The sequence below is a fragment of the Rossellomorea arthrocnemi genome (assembly GCF_904424705.1).
GTDB classification, from domain to species: Bacteria; Bacillota; Bacilli; order Bacillales; family Bacillaceae_B; genus Rossellomorea; species Rossellomorea arthrocnemi.
In genome coordinates, this window is record NZ_CAJGBF010000022.1 from 33,705 (window position 1) to 56,876 (window position 23,172).

The 23,172-nt window shown below is 43.2% G+C and carries 24 protein-coding genes and 2 tRNA genes; 24 read left to right on the forward strand and 2 right to left on the reverse strand.

Translation table 11 applies throughout. The features are described from left to right. The first annotated feature begins 19 nt into the window (after positions 1–19). From BAA9072_RS20260 to BAA9072_RS20285, 6 genes are all read left to right on the forward strand, one after another. Positions 20–286, forward strand: coding sequence for an RNA-binding S4 domain-containing protein (locus BAA9072_RS20260; RefSeq protein WP_201716485.1), 267 nt, complete (start codon positions 20–22; stop codon positions 284–286). 98 nt (positions 287–384) lie between these two features. Further along, entirely contained in the window at positions 385–687 is a 303-nt protein-coding gene (yabP, locus tag BAA9072_RS20265; RefSeq protein ID WP_201716464.1) for a sporulation protein YabP, read from the forward strand. Continuing rightward, positions 684–1,337, forward strand: a complete 654-nt coding sequence (gene yabQ, locus BAA9072_RS20270) for a spore cortex biosynthesis protein YabQ (RefSeq protein WP_201716465.1) — start codon at positions 684–686, stop codon at positions 1,335–1,337. Before yabP ends, yabQ begins: the two co-directional genes overlap by 4 nt. A gap of 43 nt (positions 1,338–1,380) precedes the next feature. Further along, on the forward strand, positions 1,381–1,770 hold the full coding sequence (locus tag BAA9072_RS20275) for an FtsB family cell division protein (RefSeq protein WP_330999318.1): 390 nt from the start codon (positions 1,381–1,383) through the stop codon (positions 1,768–1,770). Between the two features lie 74 nt (positions 1,771–1,844). Next, complete coding sequence (locus BAA9072_RS20280) at positions 1,845–2,270, forward strand: S1 domain-containing RNA-binding protein (RefSeq protein WP_098353691.1); 426 nt, start codon at positions 1,845–1,847, stop codon at positions 2,268–2,270. 156 nt (positions 2,271–2,426) lie between these two features. Next, positions 2,427–2,897: a DinB family protein gene (locus BAA9072_RS20285; protein WP_201716467.1), complete on the forward strand. Its 471-nt coding sequence runs from the start codon at positions 2,427–2,429 to the stop codon at positions 2,895–2,897. 47 nt (positions 2,898–2,944) lie between these two features. Here the strand turns inward: BAA9072_RS20285 and BAA9072_RS20290 are convergent. Together BAA9072_RS20290 and BAA9072_RS20295 are read right to left on the reverse strand one after the other, a co-directional pair. Next, positions 2,945–3,016: transfer RNA gene (locus tag BAA9072_RS20290), tRNA-Glu, on the reverse strand. Positions 3,017–3,025: 9 nt separating this feature from the next. Continuing rightward, positions 3,026–3,102 (reverse strand) — tRNA-Met (locus BAA9072_RS20295). A 289-nt stretch (positions 3,103–3,391) separates the two neighbouring features. On the opposite strand from BAA9072_RS20295, the gene spoIIE reads away from it, so the two are divergent. The 18 genes from spoIIE to lysS all read left to right on the forward strand — a co-directional run bounded on the left by spoIIE (position 3,392) and on the right by lysS (position 22,685). Next, entirely contained in the window at positions 3,392–5,878 is a 2,487-nt protein-coding gene (gene spoIIE, locus BAA9072_RS20300; protein ID WP_201716468.1) for a stage II sporulation protein E, read from the forward strand. A 95-nt stretch (positions 5,879–5,973) separates the two neighbouring features. Further along, positions 5,974–6,714 (forward strand): VWA domain-containing protein, encoded by a 741-nt coding sequence (locus tag BAA9072_RS20305; RefSeq protein ID WP_201716469.1) that lies wholly within the window; start codon positions 5,974–5,976, stop codon positions 6,712–6,714. Further along, entirely contained in the window at positions 6,683–7,690 is a 1,008-nt protein-coding gene (locus BAA9072_RS20310) for a protein kinase domain-containing protein (protein ID WP_201716486.1), read from the forward strand. The genes BAA9072_RS20305 and BAA9072_RS20310 overlap by 32 nt, the downstream gene beginning before the upstream one ends. Positions 7,691–7,758: 68 nt before the next feature. Next, complete coding sequence (tilS, locus tag BAA9072_RS20315) at positions 7,759–9,162, forward strand: tRNA lysidine(34) synthetase TilS (protein ID WP_201716470.1); 1,404 nt, start codon at positions 7,759–7,761, stop codon at positions 9,160–9,162. 3 nt (positions 9,163–9,165) lie between these two features. Beyond that, positions 9,166–9,714 (forward strand): hypoxanthine phosphoribosyltransferase, encoded by a 549-nt coding sequence (hpt, locus tag BAA9072_RS20320; RefSeq protein WP_201716471.1) that lies wholly within the window; start codon positions 9,166–9,168, stop codon positions 9,712–9,714. A 103-nt stretch (positions 9,715–9,817) separates the two neighbouring features. Beyond that, positions 9,818–11,779, forward strand: coding sequence for an ATP-dependent zinc metalloprotease FtsH (ftsH, locus tag BAA9072_RS20325; RefSeq protein ID WP_201716472.1), 1,962 nt, complete (start codon positions 9,818–9,820; stop codon positions 11,777–11,779). 535 nt (positions 11,780–12,314) lie between these two features. Then, positions 12,315–13,082 (forward strand): type III pantothenate kinase, encoded by a 768-nt coding sequence (locus tag BAA9072_RS20330; RefSeq protein ID WP_201716473.1) that lies wholly within the window; start codon positions 12,315–12,317, stop codon positions 13,080–13,082. Between the two features lie 19 nt (positions 13,083–13,101). Further along, positions 13,102–13,983, forward strand: a complete 882-nt coding sequence (hslO, locus tag BAA9072_RS20335; RefSeq protein ID WP_201716474.1) for an Hsp33 family molecular chaperone HslO — start codon at positions 13,102–13,104, stop codon at positions 13,981–13,983. 25 nt (positions 13,984–14,008) lie between these two features. Next, positions 14,009–14,890, forward strand: coding sequence for a peptidyl-prolyl cis-trans isomerase (locus BAA9072_RS20340; protein WP_201716475.1), 882 nt, complete (start codon positions 14,009–14,011; stop codon positions 14,888–14,890). Positions 14,891–15,123: 233 nt separating this feature from the next. Continuing rightward, positions 15,124–16,053: a cysteine synthase A gene (gene cysK, locus BAA9072_RS20345; protein ID WP_201716476.1), complete on the forward strand. Its 930-nt coding sequence runs from the start codon at positions 15,124–15,126 to the stop codon at positions 16,051–16,053. A gap of 159 nt (positions 16,054–16,212) precedes the next feature. Next, positions 16,213–17,616, forward strand: coding sequence for an aminodeoxychorismate synthase, component I (pabB, locus tag BAA9072_RS20350; RefSeq protein ID WP_201716477.1), 1,404 nt, complete (start codon positions 16,213–16,215; stop codon positions 17,614–17,616). After that, a complete protein-coding gene (pabA, locus tag BAA9072_RS20355; protein WP_201716478.1) occupies positions 17,613–18,197 on the forward strand; it encodes an aminodeoxychorismate/anthranilate synthase component II in 585 nt (194 codons plus the stop codon). Before pabB ends, pabA begins: the two co-directional genes overlap by 4 nt. A 3-nt stretch (positions 18,198–18,200) precedes the next feature. Continuing rightward, positions 18,201–19,070, forward strand: a complete 870-nt coding sequence (gene pabC / locus BAA9072_RS20360) for an aminodeoxychorismate lyase (protein ID WP_201716479.1) — start codon at positions 18,201–18,203, stop codon at positions 19,068–19,070. Positions 19,071–19,122: 52 nt separating this feature from the next. After that, positions 19,123–19,896 (forward strand): dihydropteroate synthase, encoded by a 774-nt coding sequence (folP, locus tag BAA9072_RS20365; protein WP_201716487.1) that lies wholly within the window; start codon positions 19,123–19,125, stop codon positions 19,894–19,896. Then, positions 19,889–20,248 carry a dihydroneopterin aldolase gene (gene folB, locus BAA9072_RS20370; protein ID WP_201716480.1) on the forward strand — a complete coding sequence of 120 codons (360 nt, stop codon included), beginning with the start codon at positions 19,889–19,891 and terminating at the stop codon, positions 20,246–20,248. The genes folP and folB overlap by 8 nt, the downstream gene beginning before the upstream one ends. A gap of 1 nt (position 20,249) precedes the next feature. Then, a complete protein-coding gene (folK, locus tag BAA9072_RS20375; protein ID WP_201716481.1) occupies positions 20,250–20,774 on the forward strand; it encodes a 2-amino-4-hydroxy-6-hydroxymethyldihydropteridine diphosphokinase in 525 nt (174 codons plus the stop codon). After that, complete coding sequence (locus tag BAA9072_RS20380; RefSeq protein WP_201716482.1) at positions 20,726–20,950, forward strand: helix-turn-helix domain-containing protein; 225 nt, start codon at positions 20,726–20,728, stop codon at positions 20,948–20,950. Before folK ends, BAA9072_RS20380 begins: the two co-directional genes overlap by 49 nt. A 238-nt stretch (positions 20,951–21,188) precedes the next feature. Beyond that, positions 21,189–22,685 carry a lysine--tRNA ligase gene (lysS, locus tag BAA9072_RS20385; RefSeq protein WP_201716483.1) on the forward strand — a complete coding sequence of 499 codons (1,497 nt, stop codon included), beginning with the start codon at positions 21,189–21,191 and terminating at the stop codon, positions 22,683–22,685. Positions 22,686–23,172: the final 487 nt, after the last annotated feature.

Genomic DNA, 23,172 nt, shown 5'->3' on the forward strand with positions numbered 1-23,172 from the left:
GGAATGTACAATGGTATCCATGAGATTAGATAAATTTTTGAAAGTATCCAGGCTCATTAAAAGGAGAACCCTGGCCAAAGAAATTGCCGATCAGGGACGTATTACAGTGAACGGACTGCAGGCGAAAGCGAGTTCCAATGTAAAGGTCGGGGATGAACTGAGCGTAAGGTTTGGCCAAAAGATTATGAGGGTAAAGATAGAAAGGCTTCTTGAAACAACCAAAAAAGAAGAAGCGAGCGGACTTTATTCCGTCCTTTCAGAGGAAAGGGTTGAAGAAACGGAGTAAGGATTACATAGCTTTTAGGTCTGATATTTGGTTCTATTTTTCCCCTGAACACATAAATATAGTACAAAGCTTGTACTATGGGAATGTGAGGGATGGATATGAATCAATATTATGATGGAAACAAAGATAAAACGACCTACCAAGAACATGACGTGATGATGAGGGGACGCAAGATTCTCGACATTACAGGAGTGAAACAGGTGGAAAGCTTTGATAACGAAGAGTTTCTCCTCGAAACCGTCATGGGATTTCTCTCTGTCAGGGGCCAGAATCTTCAAATGAAAAATCTGGACGTGGATAAAGGCATCGTCTCTATAAAAGGAAAGGTGTTCGATCTCGTTTACCTGGATGAACAAAATGGGGAGAAGGCTAAAGGCTTCTTTAGCAAGCTGTTTCGATGACCCTCTCGACCCAGTTCTATACCATGCTTTCCATGATCGGCATGGGAGCATTATTTGGTGCGGCACTCGACACGTACTCCCGGTTCTTAAACCGATCCGAAAGAAAACGGTGGCTCGTATTCATAAATGACATCATGTTTTGGGTCTTACAGGCCCTTTCGATTTTTTATATATTATTCATCGTTAATTTTGGTGAGATCCGCTTTTATATTTTTCTAGCATTGTTGTGCGGATTTGCCGGATACCAGGCGCTGATTAAGCAACATTATCTTGCCTTTCTCGAACGACTGATTCTGTTTTTTATTTCCCTATATAATTTCGGTGTGAAAATGGTGAAGAATTTGATTTATTCACCGATAAAATGGATGATTGTGCTTCTGATTACGATTGTATTGTCTATAGGAAAAGGGCTTTTATCCGTCATTTTATTCCTTTTAAAGGTAATCTTGAAGGTGGTGCAATGGGCGTTTAAGCTCATATTCACACCAATATGGTGGATATTGAAGGGTATTTGGAATTTATTGCCGAAAAATCTTACAAAAAGAGTCGAGAAGTTATATAATAAAATGGCAGGAATTTTTAAAGAGTACATCAAAAAAGTATATAGAGTGGTAGAAAAGTTCAAAAAGAAACCAAAAGACCAAGAATAGGGCTTAAGGCTTCGCCACTCCATATTGTAAAGGAGGTATGGGAATGAGTAAGAACGTGACACCAATGGAAAATGAATATGCCCGTCATCAGGAGCATATGCATAAATCTTCTTCAAAGAGAAGAAAGCGTTTGGTCCGTCGATTAGCCGTTTTATTTGTGTTAGTTTTGGCAATTAGTGGATTTTTAATCTCGACCCTCATTTCCAGAGCCCAGGTTTTAGAAGATAAACAAACGGAAAAAGCACAATTAGAAAAAAAGTTGGAACACCTGAAAGATAAGCAATCTGCCTTGGAAGAAGAGATTGTGAAGCTTAATGATGATGAATATATAGCCAAACTGGCGCGCCGGGATTACTTTTTATCAGATGAAGGTGAGATTATTTTTAACATACCTGAACCAGATAAAGAGAAAGAAGAAGAGGTGTCTTATTGACACTCTTTTTTTTAATTGGCTATAATATATAATAAGGTTTATCTTTTATAATTTTAAGGAGGAGCATTTCTTTTATGTCAATCGAAGTAGGCAGCAAGTTACAGGGTAAGGTAACAGGTATTACAAATTTTGGAGCGTTCGTGGAATTATCGGAAGGTTCAACAGGTTTAGTTCACATTAGTGAAGTTGCAGACAACTATGTTAAGGATATTAACGAACACCTTAAAGTCGGCGACGAAGTAACGGTTAAGGTTATTAATGTTGAGAAAGATGGCAAGATCGGTTTATCCATCCGTAAAGCGAAAGATCAACCACAACGCCCGCAGCGCCCTCAGCGTCCTCAGCGCCCGCGTAGTAATAATAAACCGAACGACACTCGCACGAAAGAGAGTTTTGAACAAAAGATGGCACGTTTCTTGAAAGACAGTGAAGATCGTTTATCATCTTTAAAGAAGAACACTGAGTCTCGTCGTGGTGGAAAAGGGGCGAAAAAAGGTTAACTTGCTGTCTATTAACTCATATAGCAGGTTTTGAACGGGAAACAGGCATACTCATTTTGATGAGTATGCCTGTTTTTTTATTGGATAGAAACAAAGGAGATGTTCACGCCTGTATCGAATAGATAGGGATAAATATCTTTGTTGGAGGCAGGATGTATGCAAAAAGATCAAATCATCGATCATCATGAATCGTTTAAAGTGTGGTTGGAAGAGTTGAAGCTGATCAATGAACAGGAATGGCTTAAGCCAATGGAGGAGGGTAAATGGTCGATTGCTGCCAATGTCTCTCACATGATTAAATGGGATCAATATTCCCTAAGAGAGATCCTTCCTATTGTTTCAGAAGGAGCAGAGCTTCCTCCTTTTCCGGATTTTCAGGAATTTAATAGTGAAGCTGAAGAATATGCCCACGGTGTGGTAAAGCAGAGGGCCTTGATCGAAGAAGGTATTAAAACAAGGGATGAGATCATTACGTATGTAAAAAGCCTTTCGGAAGATGATTTCGGGCAGGCGTTTAAAGTCGGAGATCAAAGCTTCACCCTTGAAGAATTTTTTGAAGATTTCATTGGTCACGATAAACACCATCAGGAGCAGATTGAAGAAGTGGTGTCCTCAGAAAAGGTTTGAAAATAGACAAAACAAAAAAGACTATCATCTTGATAGTCTTTTTTCTATGACCCGTACGGGATTCGAACCCGTGTTACCGCCGTGAAAGGGCGGTGTCTTAACCGCTTGACCAACGGGCCGGAACAATATGGTAGCGGCGGAGGGGATCGAACCCCCGACCTCACGGGTATGAACCGTACGCTCTAGCCAGCTGAGCTACACCGCCATATCAATAGGTGCCTTTTTGGCACAAAATCTATGATACCTAGAAAGAATTATCTTGTCAATATGGCAGAGTAAAGATTTTGTCAGAATTCCCTTAAGTGTGCTGACATAAGTGTTTGAAAGAAAAAAACAGATAATCCCGGGTCCGGGCAATTGAAATATTCTGAATATTTTACCGGAAACGATAGAAAGCCGTCGAAACTTTCTTGGGATGTATTCCCTCATTTTGACAAAGTTTTAAGCTTGTACCATTTATACTGAACAAAAAAGAAATGGGGAGTGTTTCATACATGGGGAAAGTCGATCAGTCGATCATCGAACCTGTTCAGAACGTGGACATTGAACACACGAGGGTGGAACTGTCCAAAGGTATCCGGTCCATTTATTCGAAGCTTGAGTGGTTATTCGTAGACAAAGGGATTGCTCTATTCGTTATCGGATTTTTACTCGGAAGAGCCTTAATTCTTTCACACCTGACGCCTTTTGCTCTGCCATTCTTTGCTTCGGTTTATATTATCCGGAGAGAGAAGTCACCGATCGCACTCATCGGATTGCTGGCAGGAGCTCTTACGTTATCAGTTCCTAGTATCAGTTATACGTTTGTCAGTGCGATAATATTCCTATTAGCGTTTCGTTTGTCGCAGAAATATCACAAGAATAATGTAAGAGCTGTTGCCTTTTATGTGTTCTTTACGGTTATGGTTGCGAAGCTTGGGTTCGATTATATCCAGCAGGGACAGGCATTGTCTGTCTATAATGGAGTTATGGCTGTAATAGAAGCAAGCCTTGCATTTCTCTTAACCTTTATTTTCATCCAGAGCGTTCCCCTTGTGACGGTTCAGCGCAGAAGAAAATCGCTGAAAACAGAAGAAGTAGTCAGTTTAATCATCCTCCTGGCATCTATTATGACAGGGACGATCGGATGGTCATTATACAATCTGTCTGTGGAACATGTGTTATCAAGATATCTGGTGCTGCTGTTTTCCTTTATAGCAGGGGCCACTGTGGGATCGACAGTAGGGGTTGTGACTGGCCTCGTCTTCAGTTTGGCCAACGTATCGAGCTTTTATCAAATGAGCTTGCTTGCTTTCTCTGGGCTACTGGGCGGACTTATGAAAGAAGGGAAAAAATTCGGAGCGGCAATCGGTTTGTTAATCGCTACATTATTAATGGGAATGTATGGAGATACGGATACAGTCATTACGAAAACCCTCTATGAATCGGGGGTAGCGATATTACTCCTATTTCTGACTCCTCAAAGTTTAACGTCTAAAATTGCGAGGCATATACCCGGGACGGCTGAGTATCAACAGGATCAGCAGGGATACATGCGAAGGGTGAGGGATGTGACAGCCAACCGAGTAACCCAGTTCTCATCTGTGTTCCAGGCTTTATCGAATAGCTTTCAACAAATAGAAGATCGATTTGAAGAGGAGGAAGATAAAGAGTTTGACTATTTCTTAAGCAATGTCACGGAGAAGACGTGCCAAACCTGCTTTAAGAAAGACCAGTGCTGGGCAAGGAATTTTGATAAAACCTATAATCTCATGAAAGATGTGATGACTGAGTATGACCAGGGAAGGGTCCCTCTTTCCCCTAAACTTGCAAGAGAGGTGGAGAAGCATTGTACGAGGGAGAAGAAGCTGAAAGATACAATTTATCAGGAGCTTACTTTCTATCAAGCCAATCTGAAATTGAAGAAACAGGTACAGGAAAGCAGGAAACTTGTGGCTGATCAGCTGCTAGGGGTTTCAGAGGTAATGGGGAATTTCGCGAAAGAAATCCAGAGGGAAAGGGAGAATCATCATATTCAGGAAGAGCAGATCCTGGCAAGTATCGGAGAATTTGGAATCGAGATTGAAAACATCGAAATCTATAATCTTGAACAAGGTAATGTCGATATTGATATCACTATGCCTTATTGTGGCGGACACGGTCAGGGAGAAAAGCTCATTGCACCCATGTTATCTGATATATTAGGTGAAAATATCGTCGTTCAAAAGGAGGAATGTGCCCAATTTCCAAATGGTCAATGCCATGTAACCTTTCAATCTGCCAAGAAATTTGTAGTGGATACAGGTGCATCCCATGCCGCAAAGGGAGGCGGATTGGTTTCAGGGGACAGTTACTCCATGATTGAATTAGGAAGGGGGAAATATGCCGTTGCCATTAGTGACGGGATGGGGAACGGTGAACGAGCTCATTATGAAAGCAATGAGACACTGAGGTTATTGAAAAAAATCCTGGAGTCGGGAATCGAAGAACAGGTCGCGATCAAGTCCATCAACTCAATCCTGTCTCTCAGAACAAATGATGAAATATTCTCCACATTGGATTTAGCTATGATTGATCTGCAAAATGCGTCGTCGAGGTTCTTGAAAATCGGTTCTACCCCAAGCTTCATAAAGCGGGGGGATAAAATCCTCAAGGTGGAAGCCAGTAATTTACCAATGGGGATGCTGCAGCAGGATTTCGATGTGGATGTAGTGTCAGAGCAGTTAAAAGCAGGGGATCTTCTCATCATGATGAGTGACGGTGCCTTTGAAGGACCGAAACATGTAGAAAATTATGATCTTTGGATGAAGAGAAAGATAAAGGAGTTGGAAACAGAGGATCCACAGGAAGTGGCAGATATTTTAATGGAGGAAGTCATCCGTTCGAGCTCCGGCTTAATAGAGGATGATATGACCATCGTGGTGTCTAAAATCAAACATAATATACCGAAATGGTCATCCATCCCTATGCAAAAAGCAAAAACCAAAGATAAAATTTCCTAAGACACAGAATTCCCTATAAAAATAGTTAACTAGAGTATAAATCCCTCCTGATTCGGCGAAGATGATATCAACTTTAGAATGAGGAGGGGAGTCTGATGAAGCCAGGTACACTTCGTCAAATTCTTTTAATTACGGATGGTTGCTCGAATCAAGGAGAAGATCCAATTGCGATGGCAGCCCTTGCCAAGGAGCAGGGAATCTCGGTCAATGTGATTGGAGTAATGGACAATGATGTCATAGATGATAATGGTATGCAGGAAATTGAAGGGATTGCTCTATCGGGGGGTGGGGTGAGCCAGATTGTATATGCGGAAACGCTTTCTCAAACGGTACAGATGGTCACGCGTAAAGCAATGACACAGACCTTGCAGGGAGTTGTGAATAAAGAGTTGAAGCAAATCCTTGGTAAATCTTCATCCATGGAGGAGCTTCCACCCGAACAACGCGGAGAAGTCATGGAAGTAGTCGATGAACTGGGTGAATCCGTTGATATGGAAGTGTTGATTCTTGTCGATACGTCCGCAAGTATGAAACATAAGCTTCCGACGGTGAAAGAAGCCTTGCTGGACCTGTCATTGAGCCTGAATGCCCGAATGGGTGATAACAAGTTTTCTGTGTTTGTATTTCCCGGGAAACGACAAGATGTCGAAAAATTGCTGGATTGGACACCAAGGCTTGAAACGTTAACGAGTATTTTCTCTAAATTGTCTCCAGGCGGTATCACTCCAACGGGACCGGCGATCTCAGAAGCCATTACACATTTCAAGAAAAAACGTTCACTAAGGGGATTGCTCTCTCGTGGCGATGATGAACAATACTTCGAAGAAACCATATAGTTTCCCACCTGGAACCGTTATTAGAGGAAAGTGGTATAAGCATATTTATACTGTTGTGAAAGAATTGGGATTTGGCGCAAATGGAATGGTATATCTTGTGCAGGGATCATCAGGATACCAGGCGCTAAAAATGAGCGACAGTAATGTGTCGATCACATCAGAAGTCAATGTATTAAAAGCTTTCTCCAAGGTCCAAGGCTCTCCCCTTGGGCCAAAGCTACTTGATGTGGATGATTGGGAGGTAAGGGGTAAAAAAATCCATTTCTATGTGATGGAGTATATACAGGGTGCCGACCTGCTGTCATTTGTACAGTCTAAGGGGTTTTCCTGGACAGGTGTACTCATCGCCCAGTTACTTACAGACCTGGAGCGAATTCATAAGGAAGGATGGGTCTTCGGGGATTTAAAGCCGGAAAACTTGATCGTGACGGGTCCTCCTTACAGAATTCGCTGTATAGATGTTGGAGGCACGACGATTAATGGCCGTGCCATTAAGGAGTTCACGGAGTTTTTTGATCGTGGATATTGGATAGGGGGATCGAGGAGGGCGGAACCTTCCTATGATCTTTTCTCTGTAGGGATGATTCTCATTAATTTAGCCTATCCATCTCGTTTCAGTAAGGCTTCAGAAGGGAATATAAAACAACTAAGGCAGGCTGTCGATTCAAAGGAACAATTAAAAAGGTTTGCAGGTACGATCAAGGACGCCCTGGAAGGGAAATTCCTATCCGCCAGTGAAATGAGAGAGAGCCTTTTACACGGACTTTCACATGCTCAAACCGTTCATCAGTCCAAACCGAAGCCCAGAGCCCAAAGGTCAGTCCCGAAAAGCTCCACAATAAGAACATCTTCCACCCACACAAGCAGATATCAGAACCAGCGGAATAAAAAATCAAGTCACTTTCTGGAGACTGTGCTGGTAGTAATCATTGTATCTCTGTTGTACGTTTTGTATATTTATGGTGAATTGATGTAGCGTAACAGTGTGAGAATGCAGGAGAAATTGATACAATGAGGAAAATGGTTTTAGGAAGAGGAAGCACAATGTTAGAGCATACGACAAAACGATTTATTGAAGATCACGGGCTCATTCAAGAAGGCGATCGCATCATGGTAGCAGTATCAGGAGGCCCGGATTCCCTGGCGCTGCTTCATTTTCTTGACTCGAGCAAAGAGGAGTTGGGCATAGAACTTGCGGCTGCCCACCTTGATCATATGTTCAGGGGGGACGAATCCTTTCAGGAGCTTCTGTTCGTTCAGGATTTCTGCACCCAGCGGGACATCCCCTTTTACGGAGAAAGAGTGGATGTTACTAAGGAGTTCGAAGCTGAAAATGGAAGTATGCAGGATAAAGCCCGCCAGGTCCGTTATCAATTCTTACAAGATGTCATGAAAGAGGGATCAGCTACCAAGCTGGCCCTGGGACACCACGGGGACGATCAAGTAGAAACCATCCTCATGAAATTGACCCGGGGGGCATCCGGAACCAGCAGAGCCGGTATTCCTTTGAAGCGCTCATTTGCTGACGGTGAGATCATCCGTCCGTTCCTATCTGTGACAAAAATGGAAATCGAGAAGTATTGTGATCGACATTCTCTGCACCCTCGAAGAGATCCAAGTAATCAGAAGGAAGATTATACGAGGAACCGGTTTAGAAAGAGAATCCTTCCATTCTTAAAACAGGAAAATCCTCAGGTGCATTTACAATTCCAGCGCTTTAGTGAAGAACTGGCGGAAGATGAAGCATATTTAGAGGAATTAACAAAGGAAAAGTTGAATAAGGTATGGAATAACACCGGGGATTACTCCTCTTTACATATTGATGGTTTTCTTGCAATGGCTCAGCCTTTACAAAGGAGAGGGATTAATCTAATATTAAACTATCTTTACAAACTAAGACCATCTTCCTTATCGTCTATACATATTTACGATGTATTGGGTATTTTAAAAGGAAAAACGCCGAATGCCAGCTTAGATTTACCAAGGGGGCTAAAGGTAACGCGTGCGTATCATACATGCTATTTTCACTTTGGAGAATTATCCGTAACCGAGGTTCCGTATTGTCATGAACTGCAGGCTAACAACAGGCTTGACATCCAAGGTGGATATCAATTCCTTCTCCAGTCTTCCCCCTCCGTTGTGGATCGTACCGGCGATGTGATCTATCTTGATCCAGGTGCTGTGTCCCTTCCACTTTATGTGCGAACGAGAAGAAGTAAGGATAGAATGAAAGTGAAGGGGATGGAAGGCTCTAAGAAGCTTAAAACCCTCTTTATCGATCATAAACATCCTGCTCACCTTCGCAAGGAGTGGCCGATAGTAGTGGATGCAGATAACCATATCCTCTGGGTTCCGGGATTAAAGAAATCTGTTTACGATTTGGGAGAAGAGCAAGAGAATAGTTTAGTACTACAATTTACAAGCAATCATCTTCTAGGAGGCAGTTGAACAGTGTTAAACCAGGATATTGAGAAAGTGTTAATTTCAGAAGAAGAACTTCAGGAAAAGATTAAAGCATTGGGTGCACAATTAACAGAGGATTACCAAGACCGCTTTCCTTTGGCAATTGGTGTGTTAAAAGGTGCGATGCCATTTATGGCTGACCTATGCAAGCGTATGGATACCCATATGGAAATGGATTTCATGGATGTATCCAGCTACGGGAACTCTACTGTCTCTTCAGGAGAAGTAAAGATTGTAAAAGATTTAGATACAAAGGTGGAAGGCCGCGATATCCTCATCATTGAAGATATCATCGACAGCGGATTAACATTGAGCTATCTAGTGGAACTTTTCCGCTATCGCAAAGCGAAATCCATCAGCATTGTGACGCTGCTTGACAAACCAACCGGTCGTAAAGCAGATATCAAAGCGGACTACGTGGGCTTTATTGTCCCTGACGAGTTCGTGGTCGGATATGGCCTTGATTACGCTGAAAGATATCGTAATTTGCCGTATATCGGTGTTTTAAAACCAAGAGTGTATACAACAGGAGAATAAGTATATTCTAAAGAGGAATCTTGTAAGTGCAATTTGTTGTAATGCCATGATTTTCTATGATACTATTTTACTTAGTTTGTTTACCCGTGGGAGGAGGTAAGGGATGAACCGGATCTTTCGAAACACCATATTCTATTTACTAGTCTTTTTAGTGATTATAGGTGTGGTGAGTTATTTCAGTAACAACAACGAGCCAACCAAAAATATCGAGTACAGTACATTTATTAATAACCTTGAAGACGGAGATGTTTCTTCTTTTTCAATTCAGCCTGGCAGAGGTGTTTATGAAGTAAAAGGACAAATGGAAGGGGCTAAAGAAGGAGAGTACTTCTTGACCTATGTCCTTACCACAGATGGAAAGCTGATGGATAAGATCAATGCGGCTGCATCGGAGCAAGGCATCGATGTGGAAGTATTGCAGGCCAAGGAAACGAGCGGCTGGGTATCTTTCTTCACTACCATCATTCCGTTTGTTATCATCTTCATTCTGTTCTTCTTCTTGCTTAACCAAGCTCAAGGCGGCGGTAGCCGTGTTATGAACTTCGGTAAGAGTAAGGCAAAGCTTTACAGTGAAGAGAAGAAGAAAGTCCGCTTTAAAGACGTAGCGGGAGCAGATGAAGAAAAACAGGAGCTTGTAGAAGTAGTGGAATTCTTAAAGGATCCACGCAAGTTCTCTGAAGTTGGTGCCCGTATTCCAAAGGGTGTCCTTCTAGTGGGACCTCCTGGTACAGGTAAAACCTTACTAGCACGAGCGGTAGCTGGAGAAGCCGGAGTTCCATTCTTCTCAATCAGTGGTTCCGATTTCGTTGAGATGTTTGTCGGTGTCGGTGCATCTCGTGTACGTGATTTATTCGAAAATGCGAAGAAGAATGCCCCTTGTATCATTTTCATTGATGAGATTGATGCAGTCGGTCGTCAACGTGGAGCAGGACTGGGTGGAGGACACGATGAGCGTGAGCAAACCCTGAATCAGCTGCTTGTTGAGATGGATGGTTTCGGAGCGAACGAAGGAATCATCATCGTTGCTGCAACGAACCGACCTGACATTCTGGATCCAGCACTATTACGTCCAGGACGTTTCGACCGTCAAATCACAGTAGATCGTCCAGACTTAAGAGGTCGTGAAGCTGTTCTTAAAGTACACTCTAAAAACAAACCGCTTGATGATTCAGTCGATCTAAAGTCGATTGCAATGAGAACACCAGGCTTCTCTGGAGCCGATTTAGAAAACCTTCTGAACGAAGCAGCACTTGTTGCGGCTCGTGAAGACAAGAAGAAAATTGATATGCGTGATATTGACGAAGCGACCGACCGTGTCATTGCAGGTCCTGCCAAGAAGAGCAAAGTCATATCAGAAAAAGAACGCAAAATCGTGGCATTCCATGAAGCAGGTCACACCGTGATCGGGTTAGTCCTTGATGAAGCAGATATGGTACATAAGGTGACCATCGTTCCACGAGGTCAGGCAGGCGGATATGCCGTCATGCTTCCAAAAGAAGATCGTTACTTTATGACGAAGCCAGAGCTTCTGGATAAGATTACCGGATTACTCGGTGGTCGTGTAGCAGAGGAAATCATCTTCGGAGATGTATCCACTGGTGCGCACAATGACTTCCAACGTGCAACTGGAATCGCCCGTAAGATGGTCACAGAATATGGTATGAGCGATAAGCTCGGACCACTACAGTTCGGTCAATCCCAAGGTGGTCAAGTATTCCTTGGACGTGACATCAATAGTGAACAAAACTATTCAGATGCCATCGCTTATGAGATTGACTTAGAAATGCAACGTCTCATTAAAGAGAGCTATGAGAGAGCGAAGCGAATTCTTACTGAAAATCGTGACAAGCTTGAACTCATTGCCAAAACATTATTAGATGTTGAAACGTTGGATGCCGCACAGATCAAGTCATTAATGGATCACGGCAAACTGCCGGAACGCACATATGAATCCGACAAGGAAAACAGTGACGTAAAGGTGAATATCCAAAAGAAAAATGAAGAGACGGTAATCGAGGAAGATACGGCTTCAAAAGAAGACGATTCTAACTCTGATCGCACGTAATAATGAGGGATGCATCCATTTATGGGTGCATCCTTTTTTGATTACTGTAACTTCTGCTTGTCGCCTCTAGGCAAAGCCCTTGCGCTTTTGTACTCATCCAGCTCCACCGGCTAGTCCCTCGAGGTCATAAGCTAAATGGCCCAAGAAGGCAAAAAACGCCTTCCCGGCCCATTCATCTTATGCTTGTCGGGTCTGACCAAGCCGGTTCCGCTTTTGTATTATCCAGCTCCAGGGCTTAGAGGCTCGAGGTCATAAGTCAAACCAGCCAAAAAGGCAAAAACGCCTTTCCGGCCGGTTCGCCTTATGCTTGTCGCCTCTAGGCAAAGCCCTTACGCTTTTGTACTCATCCAGCTCCACCGGCTAGACCCTCGAGGTCATAAGCCAAATGGTCCAAGAAGGCAAAAAACGCCTTCCCGGCCCATTCATCTTATGCTTGTCGGGTCTTACCAAGCCGGTTCCGCTTTTGTACCTATTCTAAATAAATTATGGTATGATGTTGGCAGTGTGAAAACAATTGGTTTAGTAGGTGAGGATATTGATTTTTGTAATGGATGTAGGGAATACCAATATTGTGTTTGGTGTATATGAAAATGACCATTTAAAATATCATTGGAGAGCTGAAACGAATCGACATAAAACGGAAGATGAGTTTGGCATGCTTGTAAAGAATTTATTTGAACATGTGAATCTGACGTTTGAGGAAATTGACGGGATCATCATTTCTTCTGTTGTTCCTCCGATTATGTTTAGTTTGGAACGCATGTGTGAGAAGTATTTTCATATTACTCCCCTTGTCGTTGGTCCTGGTATTAAGACAGGTTTGAATATTAAATATGAAAATCCAAGGGAAGTAGGAGCAGACCGAATCGTCAATGCTGTCGCTGGCATCCACGAATACGGAGGTCCTCTTATTATCGTTGACTTCGGTACAGCGACAACGTATTGCTATATCAATGAAGAACGACAATATATGGGTGGAGCGATCGCCCCTGGAATAGGAATATCAACGGAAGCCCTGTACTCGAAGGCTGCCAAACTTCCAAGGATTGAAATCGCACGTCCTGAACAGATCATTGGGAAGAATACCGTTACAGCTATGCAGGCAGGGATTCTTTATGGATATGTGGGACAAGTAGAAGGTATCGTTCAAAGAATGAAGGTACAAAGTAAGAAGGAGCCAACGGTCATTGCAACGGGAGGATTAGCGACACTGATATCGAAAGAATCCAATAGCATTGACGTGGTAGATCCTTTTCTGACGTTAAAAGGCTTAAAATTAATCTACAAGAGAAATATGAACTAAAGTGAAAGGAGCTTCAACCATGAGCGACTATTTAGTAAAAGCATTAGCCTATAATGGGCAAGTCAGAGCTTATGCAGTGAAAAGTACGGACACAGTAGGAGAGGCACAAAGAAGACATGGTACATGGCCGACTGCATCAGCGGCGTTGGGTCGCAGCATTAGTGCGGGTGTGATGATGGGGGCTATGCTTAAGGGCGAAAATAAATTAACGATCAAAGTAGAAGGTGGCGGTCCGATAGGAGCCATTCTTGTGGACAGTAATGCAAAAGGGGAAGTCAGAGGGTACGTGACCAATCCACATGTCCACTTTGATCTGAATGAGCATGGAAAGCTTGATGTCCGTCGTGCGGTTGGTACAACGGGAACGTTATCGGTTGTAAAAGATATTGGTATGAGGGATCATTTCTCTGGTCAAGTTCCTATCGTTTCAGGAGAGCTTGGAGAAGACTTTACGTATTATTTCGTGACTTCAGAACAAGTGCCTTCATCCGTAGGAGTTGGTGTATTAGTCAATCCGGATAACTCGATTCTTGCTGCAGGAGGATTCATCCTCCAGCTTATGCCGGGAACAGACGACGAAACGATTACGAAGATTGAGGAACGCTTGGCTAAAATCCCTCCGATCTCAAAATTGATTGAAAAAGGTCTTACTCCAGAAGAGGTATTAGAAGAAGTACTTGGAAAAGGGGAAGTCAAAGTACTGGAGACACTTCCGGTGGCATTTAAGTGCCAATGCAATAAAGAGCGCTTTTCAAATGCCATCATCAGCTTAGGAGAGCAGGAAATTCAAGAGATGATTGATGAAGATGGAAGTGCGGAAGCAAGCTGTCACTTCTGTAACGAAACCTATGTATTTTCAAAAGAGGAATTAGAAGAACTAAAGGTAAGCGCTAAGCAATAAATCACATCCAGGGAGAATGGGAGAAATGAGAATTAAACGGTCAATACTCATGGTGATCATTGGGGTATTACTTGTCACAAATCTGATCACACTTGTGTGGAACTGGTCCTCGGGGAAAGTGGGTACCCCTGAAGTCGTGGCATCGGTTGGCGGAGAATCCGTGACCCGGGAGGATTGGTTGTATGCACTTGAGCAACAACATGGTAAAGAAGAGCTGAGGGCAATGGTCAATCAGAAAGTAATCGATCAATTAGCGAAGGAATACGATATTTCCGTATCGAATAAGGAAGTAGAGCAGGAGTACTACCTTATTCAATCCGTGTATAATGCGTATGATGAAGAGAACCTTGAAGATGAAGATACTCTAAAGGAGAAAATTAAATCTGAATTACTATTAGAGGAACTCATCACGAAGGATGTCCAAGTTCCTGAAAAAGAGTTAAAAAAATTCTATAATCAGAATGAAGACCAATATTCAATTTCTAAAATGTACAAGCTGAAACAGCTGAAGGTAGCAGATCAGGGAGAAGCAGACCAGGTTCTGAAGGAACTTGAAGCCGGTTCTAACTTTGAAGCGTTAGCCATAGAGCGTTCAATCGATGAGGAGAGCGCTCATTTGGGAGGGGACATAGGATATATTCCCCTCGATGGGGATATACTTTCCCCGCAAGCGAAGTCTGAGGTAGAGACCCTATCACAGGGTGAATGGACAGAGCCTATTCAACAGGAATCAGAGTATATGATTTATTATGTAGATGAAATCCTGAAGGAAAGACATTTTTCATACAAAGACGTAAAATCACAAATCCGCAGACAAATTGCGTTGGAACAGGTAGAAACTCCACTTAAGCCGGAATCCTTCTGGGATGAGTTGAAAGTCGAGTGGTTTTACGGTAAGCAGGAGTAAAGGAGGAGCTGGCTTAAGTCAGCTCCTTTTACATACTTCGATTACTCCCAACGAAACATAGGATAAGTGTTAGGCGCGTATATATGTAGGTGAGTGAACAGGTAGACAATATAACCGGGCGTGAGCGGAGAGGTGTCCCGGGAAAGAAGTGCTTTATCGTTGACAAATTAATTGAATATTGTTACATTTTATTAAAACCAACAAATTTACTTGGAATTAGGAGTGATGAATGAATGGTGAGAGTAGCCAATTCAATTTCGGAATTAATAGGTCAGACTCCAGTGGTAAAACTGAATCGATTAGTAGATGAAAATAGTGCAGATGTATATTTGAAATTAGAATATATGAACCCCGGAAGCTCCGTGAAAGATCGAATCGCCCTGGCGATGATCGAAGCGGGGGAAGCATCAGGTACGATTAAACCGGGAGATACGATTGTGGAACCGACGAGTGGTAACACGGGTATCGGCCTGGCCATGGTCGCTGCAGCTAAAGGGTACCGTTCTTTACTCGTTATGCCGGACACGATGAGCATGGAACGACGGAACCTTTTACGTGCATACGGTGCCGAATTGGTGTTAACGCCAGGAGCTGAAGGGATGGGCGGAGCCATACGCAAAGCCGAAGAATTAGCGAAAGAAAAAGGCTTCTTCATGCCGCAGCAATTTAAAAATGAGGCTAATCCTAAAGTTCATCGAGAAACGACCGGACCGGAGATTGTAGAGCAGATGGGTGATCAGCTTGATGCCTTCATCGCAGGTATCGGTACAGGCGGGACGATTACCGGTGTTGGAGAAGTGTTGAAAAAACATTATCCATCGGTTGAGTTATATGCTGTGGAGCCTTCAGATTCCCCTGTATTATCTGGAGGTAAGCCCGGCCCTCATAAAATTCAGGGAATCGGTGCAGGATTCATTCCTGATATTTTAGACACAGATGTCTATGACCACATCATACAGGTCGATAAAGATTCCGCTTTTGATTATGCAAGAAGAGCGGCGAAGGAAGAAGGGATCCTAGGCGGGATATCTTCCGGTGCAGCTATCTATGCAGCCCTTGAAGTAGCGAAGAAGTTAGGGAAGGGTAAAAAAGTGCTCGCCATCATCCCAAGTAACGGAGAACGCTATTTAAGCACCCCTCTTTACCAATTCGATGAAGAATAATAATCGAATGACGGATCCTGAAGTGTACGTTGCTTCAGGATCCGTTTTTTTGTGTATACAACCTAATTTGCCAACACAAATTTCAATTTTTTAACGATGAAACCTTCCCGAAGTTCATGTATCATGAAGGGAGATAAAGATTAGGAGTGTGAGGGGTCCGTGCAGCATCTATATTTTCATAAACACGATTCAACCAAAGAGCAATTTTTCTCAGCATACGAACAGCTTAGTCAGCTTCAAACACATCATATTTTATTGGAGAGTGGACGTGGTGGACGATATAGTATTGCTGGACTACAACCTGATGTCATTTTACAAAGTGTGTCGGATGGGTTGAGAATACAAGACTCAACTGGAGATAAAACGATACCGGGAGACCCGGTGATTCAGTTGGAGAAATGGATGAGCCCCTATCATACGGCAAGAAGAGAGGGTTTGCCTGACTTCCAGGGAGGGGTAATCGGGTTTCTTAGTTATGATTATGCAAGAAAGATTGAGAAACTTCCTACTTTGGGACGTGATGACCTGGAGATTCCTGACCTTTATTTTTACTACCTGAAGAAGTGGGCCGTCTTCGATCACCGGGAAAATTGTTTATGGACGATGATTTTGTCCGATCAAGAGCCGGAGTCGGCAGAGTTGACGCTTGCACACTGGTCAGATTCATGGAGGGATGCTCTGTCATCCATGAATGAAACAAAGGGGGATCCCGAACATCACGATAAGGCAAATATTGAAGTGTCAATGGATGAGGAAGAATTTTCAGAGGCAGTGGAGAAGATTCAATCTTATATCTCACAAGGTGATGTCTTTCAGGTGAATTTATCTGTACGACAGTCTCAGCAGTTGAAGGCCGAGCCATACGCGGTTTATAAAGAGCTGCGAGAACTGAATCCCTCCCCTTACATGAGTTATATTCACAGCCCGGACTTCCAGATTGTTTCCGGGTCACCGGAACTGCTGGTAAAGAAGAAAGGGACGGAAGTAAGCACAAGACCGATCGCAGGTACCCGCTCCCGTGGCATGGATGCTGAAGAGGATGAGAGGCTTGCCCTTGAACTGATCCATAATGAAAAAGAAAGAGCCGAGCATGTAATGCTTGTTGACCTTGAACGGAATGACTTGGGAAAAGTGTGCCAATACGGGACAGTTGAAGTAAATGAGTTCATGGTGATTGAAAAATATTCCCACGTCATGCACATTGTCTCTAATGTCAGAGGGATACTGGATGAAACCAAAACGGGAGCGGACGTCATTCGATCTGTTTTCCCCGGGGGAACGATTACAGGTGCGCCTAAGGTAAGGACGATGGAGATCATCGAAGAGCTTGAACCGGTCAGACGGGGCATTTATACAGGCTCCATTGGTTGGATCGGAGTGAATGGGGATATGGAGTTGAACATCGTCATAAGGACGATGCTGGTGAAAGAAGGAAAAGGGCACATTCAAGCGGGGGCGGGAGTGGTGATTGATTCCAATCCAAAGCATGAATACAAAGAATCCCTCAAGAAAGCGAAAGCTCTCTGGGTAGCGAAGGCAATGGCGGAAGGAGAAAATCGATGATTCTTATGATTGATAACTATGATTCATTCACCTATAATCTTGTTCAATTTTTAGGAGAGCTGGGGGAAGAGCTGATCGTGAAACGAAACGATGAGATCACCTTGGATGAGATTAAAGCTTTGTCCCCGGATTATCTGATGATTTCTCCTGGACCTTGCAGCCCGAATGAAGCAGGTGTAAGTCTGGATGCCATTCGGACATTCGCTGGAAAGATCCCGATTTTCGGTGTTTGCCTTGGTCATCAGTCGATCGCCCAGGTTTTCGGAGGAGACGTCATTCGTGCCGAACGGTTAATGCACGGTAAAGTCTCCCCAATGATCCATGATGGGAAAACGCTTTTTGAGGGGATGCCGAATCCCTTCAATGCAACAAGGTATCATTCCCTGATCGTAAAACGGGAGACCCTTCCAGAATGCTTCGACATCTCAGCCGAAACGGCACAGGGTGAGATCATGGCGATCAGACATAAATATCTCCCGGTTGAGGGAGTGCAATTCCACCCTGAATCCATCATGACGGAGCAGGGGAAGCAACTGCTCCTGAATTTTCTTAACGCTTATAAAAAAGTCGGGACGGTCTGAAATATGTATCTATATCTAAACGGGGATATCGTTCACCTATCAGAAGCAGCCATTTCTCCATTTGATCACGGCTACTTGTACGGAATGGGAGTATTTGAAACCTTTCGAACCTATGAAGGTCATCCATTTTTGTTAAAGGACCATCTGAAGAGACTTTCTCGGGGATTAAAGGAATTGAATATTGCAGCCGACCTGAATGAGGAGAAAATAAAGCAGATCATCACTGAGCTGTTAAAGAAAAATGGCCTTAAGGATGCGTATTGCCGGTTCAATGTGTCAGGAGGAACAGAGGAGATCGGTTTGAAGACCACTCCTTATGAGGACGCAACCGTGATTCTTTTTCAAAAGGAATTACCGCTCTCCACGCCATTAAAAGAAAAGGAAGGTGTGTTTCTAAAGCTTAGAAGAAACACACCTGAAACAGGAGAACGACTCAAATCCCATCATTACCTGAATAATATGGCGGCAAAAAGGGAAATCGGATCGTCATTAGATCAGGAAGGTATCTTTCTAACAAAGCAAGGACACCTTTGTGAAGGAATCACCTCTAACCTCTTCTGGGTAGAGGGTGGAGAATTATTCACTCCGTCGGTGGAAACCGGGCTTTTAAATGGAATCACCCGACAGTTTATCCTTGCCCTTGCCGACCGCTTGAATATACCAGTACAAGTCGGTGTGTTTGAAAAAGAGGAAATACTTGAAGCGGATGAAGTGTTTTTCACAAATTCAGTTCAAGAGATTATACCGGTCAATAAAATAGATTCTATGCTCTTACCGGGCCATAATGGAAAGTATGTTGGTGTGCTCCATAAGCAGTACACCAAATATAAACGATACTTGAATTCAATTGAGGAATTAAGGCAGGGGGTATGAGGCAGTGAAGTGCGGAAAATATGAATTAGATTTTACACAGAAGACCCTCATCATGGGAATCTTAAATATCACTCCAGATTCGTTTTCGGACGGTGGTTCTTTCAATGACTTAAACGGGGCAGTGGAACGTGCGAAGGAAATGGTGAGAATGGGTGCGGACATAATCGATATTGGTGGAGAGTCGACCCGGCCGGGACATCAGATTGTGGCTGCTGAAGAAGAAATTTCACGGGTCGTGCCGATTATAGAAGCAATTTCCCGGGAAGTGAGCGTTCCAATCTCCATTGACACATATAAGGCTGCGACGGCAAGAAAAGCGTTGGAAGCAGGAGCAAGCATCATTAACGATGTATGGGGGGCGAAAAAGGATCCTGAAATGGCACGGGTAGCGGCGGAGACCGGTGCCCCGATCATTCTTATGCATAACCGGGATAACCAGGATTACAGCCACTTCGTACGGGATGCGATACAAGATCTGCAGGAGAGCATCTTCCTGGTAAAGGAAGCCGGCGTAAGAGATGAACAAATCATTCTGGATCCTGGCATTGGTTTTGCCAAAACAGTACAATTGAACATAGACATGATGAGGCACCTGGATGTTATCGTTTCTCTCGGGTATCCAGTGCTTCTCGGAACGTCACGGAAATCTATAATCGGACATGTGCTTGATCTCCCTGTGGAGGAGCGGATGGAAGGGACGGGGGCTACAGTATGCTACGGTATTCAAAAGGGCTGCCACATTGTACGGGTTCATGATGTGAGGGAAATGGCGCGTATGGCCAAAATGATGGATGTCCTCGTTGGAAAGGAGAAAATGTATGGATAAGATTCTATTGAATGAAATGGAGTTTTACGGCTATCACGGTGTATTCCAGGAAGAAAACAAACTTGGACAACGTTTTCGTGTTAGTGTGGAGTTGCATTTAGATTTAAGAAAGTCAGGCCAAAGTGATCAGCTTGAAGACTCCGTAAACTATGCGGAGATCTATTCTATCACCAAATCTGTTGTGGAGGGGGAGCACAGGAATTTAGTCGAAGCGGTGGCTGAAGACATCTCTTCCCGTATCCTGGAAACATTCAAAGTCGTAAATAGCTGTAAAATTACACTAATCAAGCCTGATCCACCTATTCCTGGTCATTATCAATCGGTGGCAGTGGAGATTAATAGGAGTCGATAGGATGAACACTGCATATATTTCCCTTGGTTCCAATATGGGAGACAGGGCCGGTTATTTAGAAAAAGCCATAAACATCTTAGGCAGTCATGGTAAGATAGAGGTAACGAAACGATCCTCTCTGTATGAAACAGACCCGGTAGGATTTACAGAACAAGGTAAATTTTTGAATATGGTCATCGAAATTCGTACCAGCTTAAGTCCAGAAACTCTATTACATCAGTGCTTGCAGGTGGAAGTTGATCTTGGGAGGGAAAGGGAGTTCAAGTGGGGTCCAAGAATAATTGACCTTGATATCTTACTCTTTAATCACGAAAGTATTGATTCAGAAAACCTCCTCATTCCTCACCCAAGGATGCAAGAAAGAGCATTTGTATTAATCCCGTTATTAGAGGTGGCTCCACGTGCTGAGCACCCGTCTTTTAATGCCCCGTTCGTTGAATTTCTGGACGAAATACCTGACAAAGAAGGAGTTCGGTTATGGAAACAGATAAATGGGGAAGACGCATTCGTGCATTCAGAAAGCTAAAAGGATTCACTCAGGAAGGCTTGGCCAAGGAGCTTTCCATCTCCGTTTCGGTCCTGGGAGAAGTGGAAAGAGGAAGTCGGATACCGAAAGAAGATTTCTTAGTGAACGTTGCAGAGGTGCTGAACATACCACTGCACGACCTGATCCCTTATGAAGAATCTGAACGGAGTGAGTGATTCCCGTACATTCACCTGTATTTCTTTTTATGTTATCCTAGAAAAGGCTGGAACCAATACGTGACCTTTGTCACTGGATTGGAACGGCCTTTTTTTAGATTTTTTAATGTGTTTTCAACACGCCAACGTGCGTTTCTTAAATTACTCGTACTTTAGGGGTGTTACAAACATAGATATTGTGTAAAATAGTATGGTATATAATCGTAATAGTCTACTAAAGTAAGCAGATAGAATAGGAGTGAAACACATGAGTCACGAAGAAATCAATGACCAGCTTCGAGTCAGACGTGAAAAAATGGAGGCGATCCGTGAAAGAGGACAGGACCCCTTCGGTAAACGCTATGATCGTACACACAGTTCATCCGAGATTAAATCCCAATTCGATGAATTTTCTAAAGAAGAATTAGAAGAGAAAGATATCACTGTCACAATCGCAGGTCGTATCATGACTAAGCGCGGAAAAGGAAAAGCAGGATTTGCACACCTGCAGGATCTGGCTGGACAAGTTCAAATCTATGTCCGTAATGATGCTATCGGTGAAGAAGCATATGAGGTTTTCAATACAGCAGACCTTGGTGATATCGTAGGGATAACTGGTACAGTATTCAAAACCAAGGTAGGGGAACTTTCTGTTAAAGCGAAGGAATTCCACCTTCTTACGAAAGCACTTCGCCCGCTTCCTGAGAAATTCCATGGTTTAAAGGATGTTGAACAGCGCTACCGTCAACGTTACCTGGATCTGATTACAAGCCAGGAAAGTAAAGAAACGTTCATCGCCCGCAGCCGTATCATTCAATCCATGAGAAGGTATCTGGATAACAATGGTTACTTAGAAGTAGAAACACCAATGATGCACGCCATCGCAGGAGGAGCATCTGCCCGCCCGTTCAATACCCATCATAACGCTCTTGATATGCCATTATTCATGCGTATCGCAATCGAGCTTCATCTAAAACGATTAATCGTCGGTGGGCTTGAAAAAGTATACGAGATCGGCAGGGTATTCCGTAACGAAGGAGTTTCAACAAGACATAACCCTGAGTTTACGATGATCGAGCTTTACGAAGCGTACGCTGATTACCGTGATATCATGGCATTAACTGAGAACCTGGTAGCCCACATTGCCAAGGATGTGTTTGGTTCTACTACCGTTCAATATGCAGACTACGAAATCAATCTAGAGCCTGAGTGGACACGTCTTCACATGGTGGATGCGGTTAAAGAGCAAACTGGTGTAGACTTCTGGAAAGAAATGACCGATGAAGAAGCACGCGCCCTGGCGAAAGAACACGGCATTGAAATCAAAGACAATATGCAGTATGGGCATGTGGTAAATGAATTCTTCGAACAAAAAGTAGAAGATAAACTGATCCAGCCAACTTTCATCTATGGTCATCCAGTAGAAATCTCTCCACTTGCGAAGAAAAATGATGAAGATCCACGTTTCACTGACCGCTTTGAGCTATTCATTGTTGGTCGTGAACATGCCAATGCCTTCACGGAGCTAAATGATCCAATTGATCAGAGAGAACGTTTTGAGGCACAATTGAAAGAAAGAGAAGAAGGAAACGATGAGGCACACATGATGGATAATGATTTCATCGAGGCACTAGAATATGGAATGCCGCCAACAGGAGGACTTGGAATCGGGATCGACAGACTGGTTATGCTGTTAACCAATTCCCCATCCATTCGTGACGTGTTACTGTTCCCGTTAATGCGTCATCGTGACTAAATAGGATATGCAGAACAGCCGAGGCCTTGCCTCGGTTGATTTTTTTTGAGTGGTCGTCTTGAAGAGGATGGAAAATAATCATTTGGTGCAATCATTCAATCCGTGCAACGCTCAGGACTAAATACACTCTATTTATATTCATTCATTACGGAAAAATGGACGAAAACAATGTCATTTGACTGATATTGAATAATAGATAAAAAAGAACCATAAAAACTCTTGCGCCAGGGTTTTTATGGTGGTATAGTATTATCTGTTGCCGCAAAACGCGACACACAATATGAAAAACTTTTTAAAAAAAGTTATTGACTTGCAAGAGTCGATAATGTAATATTTAAAGGGTCGCTTCAAAGAGAAGTGCATACACATTGAACCTTGAAAACTGAACAAAACAAGACAATACGTCAACGTTAATTCTAGATTTATTTTTAAAGAGCTATTCAAACTTTTATCGGAGAGTTTGATCCTGGCTCAGGACGAACGCTGG

Excerpts from the sequence above, each read along its gene's own strand:
- BAA9072_RS20260 (WP_201716485.1), top strand. The coding sequence starts at position 20 with ATGAGATTAGATAAATTTTTGAAAGTATCCAGGCTCATTAAAAGGAGA.
- yabP (WP_201716464.1), top strand. The coding sequence starts at position 385 with ATGAATCAATATTATGATGGAAACAAAGATAAAACGACCTACCAAGAA.
- yabQ (WP_201716465.1), top strand. The coding sequence starts at position 684 with ATGACCCTCTCGACCCAGTTCTATACCATGCTTTCCATGATCGGCATG.
- BAA9072_RS20275 (WP_330999318.1), top strand. The coding sequence starts at position 1,381 with ATGAGTAAGAACGTGACACCAATGGAAAATGAATATGCCCGTCATCAG.
- BAA9072_RS20280 (WP_098353691.1), top strand. The coding sequence starts at position 1,845 with ATGTCAATCGAAGTAGGCAGCAAGTTACAGGGTAAGGTAACAGGTATT.
- BAA9072_RS20285 (WP_201716467.1), top strand. The coding sequence starts at position 2,427 with ATGCAAAAAGATCAAATCATCGATCATCATGAATCGTTTAAAGTGTGG.
- spoIIE (WP_201716468.1), top strand. The coding sequence starts at position 3,392 with ATGGGGAAAGTCGATCAGTCGATCATCGAACCTGTTCAGAACGTGGAC.
- BAA9072_RS20305 (WP_201716469.1), top strand. The coding sequence starts at position 5,974 with ATGAAGCCAGGTACACTTCGTCAAATTCTTTTAATTACGGATGGTTGC.
- BAA9072_RS20310 (WP_201716486.1), top strand. The coding sequence starts at position 6,683 with ATGATGAACAATACTTCGAAGAAACCATATAGTTTCCCACCTGGAACC.
- tilS (WP_201716470.1), top strand. The coding sequence starts at position 7,759 with ATGTTAGAGCATACGACAAAACGATTTATTGAAGATCACGGGCTCATT.
- ftsH (WP_201716472.1), top strand. The coding sequence starts at position 9,818 with ATGAACCGGATCTTTCGAAACACCATATTCTATTTACTAGTCTTTTTA.
- hslO (WP_201716474.1), top strand. The coding sequence starts at position 13,102 with ATGAGCGACTATTTAGTAAAAGCATTAGCCTATAATGGGCAAGTCAGA.
- BAA9072_RS20340 (WP_201716475.1), top strand. The coding sequence starts at position 14,009 with ATGAGAATTAAACGGTCAATACTCATGGTGATCATTGGGGTATTACTT.
- cysK (WP_201716476.1), top strand. The coding sequence starts at position 15,124 with ATGGTGAGAGTAGCCAATTCAATTTCGGAATTAATAGGTCAGACTCCA.
- pabA (WP_201716478.1), top strand. The coding sequence starts at position 17,613 with ATGATTCTTATGATTGATAACTATGATTCATTCACCTATAATCTTGTT.
- pabC (WP_201716479.1), top strand. The coding sequence starts at position 18,201 with ATGTATCTATATCTAAACGGGGATATCGTTCACCTATCAGAAGCAGCC.
- folP (WP_201716487.1), top strand. The coding sequence starts at position 19,123 with ATGGGAATCTTAAATATCACTCCAGATTCGTTTTCGGACGGTGGTTCT.
- folB (WP_201716480.1), top strand. The coding sequence starts at position 19,889 with ATGGATAAGATTCTATTGAATGAAATGGAGTTTTACGGCTATCACGGT.
- folK (WP_201716481.1), top strand. The coding sequence starts at position 20,250 with ATGAACACTGCATATATTTCCCTTGGTTCCAATATGGGAGACAGGGCC.
- BAA9072_RS20380 (WP_201716482.1), top strand. The coding sequence starts at position 20,726 with ATGGAAACAGATAAATGGGGAAGACGCATTCGTGCATTCAGAAAGCTA.